Raw genomic sequence first — 2,303 nt, forward strand, 5'->3', positions numbered from 1 at the left:
ATCGAGCGCTGGAGGACCCGCAGCGGCACCGTCAAGGTCAACCTGGCCACAGACCGGCTGCCCCGCTTCACCTGCCGGCCCGAGTTCGACCCGGAGATCAACGGCGGCACCATCGTCCTCGCCGAGTCGCTGGACGACATGGAGGGCGCCTTCCAGGACGCGGCCGCCGGCCGGCCCTCGGCACTGCCGTTCGCCGACGTCTGCATCCCCTCGGTGTTCGACAAGACCCTGGCCCCCGAGGGCCACCACATCGTCTCGATGTTCACCCAGTGGGTGCCGCACACCTGGGCCGGCAAGCCGATGGGCGAGGAGCTGGAGGCCCACGCCGACCGGGTGGTGGCCCGCATGGAGCGGGTCGCCCCCGGGTTCACCGACTCGATCCTGTTCCGCCAGGTGATCGGTCCCTACCAGATGGAGCACGAGTACGGGCTGGTCGGGGGGAACATCTTCCACGGCGAGCTGTCGGCCAGCCAGCTGTTCCACACCCGCCCGGCCGCCGGCTACGCCGACTACCGCACCCCCGTCCGCGGCCTCTACCAGGCCGGGTCGGCCACCCACGGCGGCGGCGGCGTCACCGGCATCCCCGGGCGCAACGTGGTCCGCCAGATCGAAAAGGACCGCCGCAAGGACGAGCGGCGCCAGAAGGTCCGCGCCCGCCTCCCGATCCCGACCCGCTCTGGCTGAGCTCCCCTGGGGGGTGTGGACAACCCCGGAGAACTCCCTCCCCCGGTCGGCTACCCTCCCGCCCGGGGGCCCAAGTCCAGGAGGTGAGCGGTCTTGGCCGGCCTGGAGCGCGCCCTGCCCGCATCCTACTACCTCGACGAGGCCGCCTTCCGGCGGGAACGTGAGCGGCTCCTCTTCGGTGATTGGTTCTGCGCCGGACGGGCCGACCAGGTCGAGCGGCCGGGATCGCTCGTGGTGGTCGACGTCGCCGGCGAGAGCGTCCTGCTGGTCCGGACCCGGGCGGGGGAGCTGCGGGCCCACTACAACGTCTGCCGCCACCGCGGCTCCCAGGTGGTGCCGTGCCCGCCCGCCACCCCGGGTGGCCCCCCGGCCGGCCCGGCCCGCAAGGCCGGGTCGCTGCGCTGCCCCTACCACTCCTGGACCTACCGGCTGGAGGGCGACCTGCTCAAGGCTCCCTGGAGCGAGGAGATCGACGGCTTCGACCAGCAGGCCTTCGGGCTCCACCCGGTGGGGGTGGCGACATGGGGCGGGTTCGTGTTCCTGCACCTGACTCCGGCCGAGGCCGGGCCCCTGGCCGACCAGCTGGGCCCCGTGCCCGAGCGGCTGCGCCGCTACCCGCTGGAGGAGCTGGCGGTCGGGCGGCGGCTCGTCTACCGGGTCGGGGCCAACTGGAAGCTGGTCGCCGAGAACTACAACGAGTGCTACCACTGCGCCGGCGTCCATCCCGAGCTGTGCCGGGTCGTACCCGCGTTCAAGCGCGGCGGGGCCGGGCTGGACTGGGACCGGGGCGTCCCCCACCGCGAGGGCGCCTGGACGTTCACGGCCACCGGCCAGAGCGACCGGGCGCCGTTCCCCGGCCTGGACGACGACGAGCGCACCCGCCACAAGGGCGAGCTGGTGTACCCGAACCTGATGCTGAGCCTGTCCGCCGACCACGTGGCCGCCTTCACCCTGTGGCCGCACAGGCCGGGGGAGACCACGGTCGTGTCCGAGCTGCTGTTCCACCCCGACGAGCAGGCCCGGCCCGGCTTCGACCCTCCGACGCGCGCGGCCGACTTCTGGGACCTGTTGACCTCTTCCCCGCCGTGAACGGTGGGGATTCCTGCCGCGCCGCTCATGCGGCGCCTCGGTGGGTTCCTGCTTCACTGGCAACTGCCAGGGGTTGCCCTGGGCTGACACTGCCTCCACAGGCGGTTTGTGTCTCCGCCAGCCCGGCGGCGACGAGGATGTTGCGGGCCGCGTTGGCGTCGCGGTCGTGGACGACCCCGCATGCCTGGCAGGCCCAGGCGCGGATGCCGAGCGGCTTGGGGCCGTCCCGGTGCCGGCAGGCCGAGCAGATCTGCGAGGTCGGCTCCCAGCGACCGATCTTGACGACCCGGCGCCCGTGCTGGCCGGCCTTGTCCTCCAGCAGCCGGACCAAGGTTGCCCATCCGGCGTCGTGGACGCTCTTGGCCAGGCGGGTACGTCCAAGCCCGGCCACACACAACTCCTCGACGGCGACCACTTGGTTCTCGCGGATCAGCCGAAGGGCGAGCTTGTGGTGGTGATCGGCCCGCCGGTCGCGGACCTTCCGGTGCGCGGTCGCGACCCGCACGCGGGCCTTGGCGCGGTTGGCCGAC

At 72.9% G+C, this 2,303-nt stretch carries 3 protein-coding genes; 2 read left to right on the forward strand and 1 reads right to left on the reverse strand.

What is annotated here, in order from left to right:
• Both VF468_22485 and VF468_22490 read left to right on the forward strand, forming a co-directional pair.
• A partial coding sequence (locus tag VF468_22485; GenBank protein HEX5881057.1) for an NAD(P)/FAD-dependent oxidoreductase occupies window positions 1-684 on the forward strand: 684 nt, incomplete at its 5' end.
• A 93-nt stretch (window positions 685-777) separates the two neighbouring features.
• Window positions 778-1,773: an SRPBCC family protein gene (locus VF468_22490; GenBank protein HEX5881058.1), complete on the forward strand. Its 996-nt coding sequence runs from the start codon at window positions 778-780 to the stop codon at window positions 1,771-1,773.
• 25 nt (window positions 1,774-1,798) lie between these two features.
• Here VF468_22490 and VF468_22495 read toward each other — a convergent pair.
• Window positions 1,799-2,303: transposase (locus VF468_22495; protein ID HEX5881059.1), on the reverse strand; the 505-nt coding region annotated here is incomplete at its 5' end.

It is taken from the genome of Actinomycetota bacterium (assembly GCA_036280995.1).
Taxonomy (GTDB): domain Bacteria; phylum Actinomycetota; class CALGFH01; order CALGFH01; family CALGFH01; genus CALGFH01.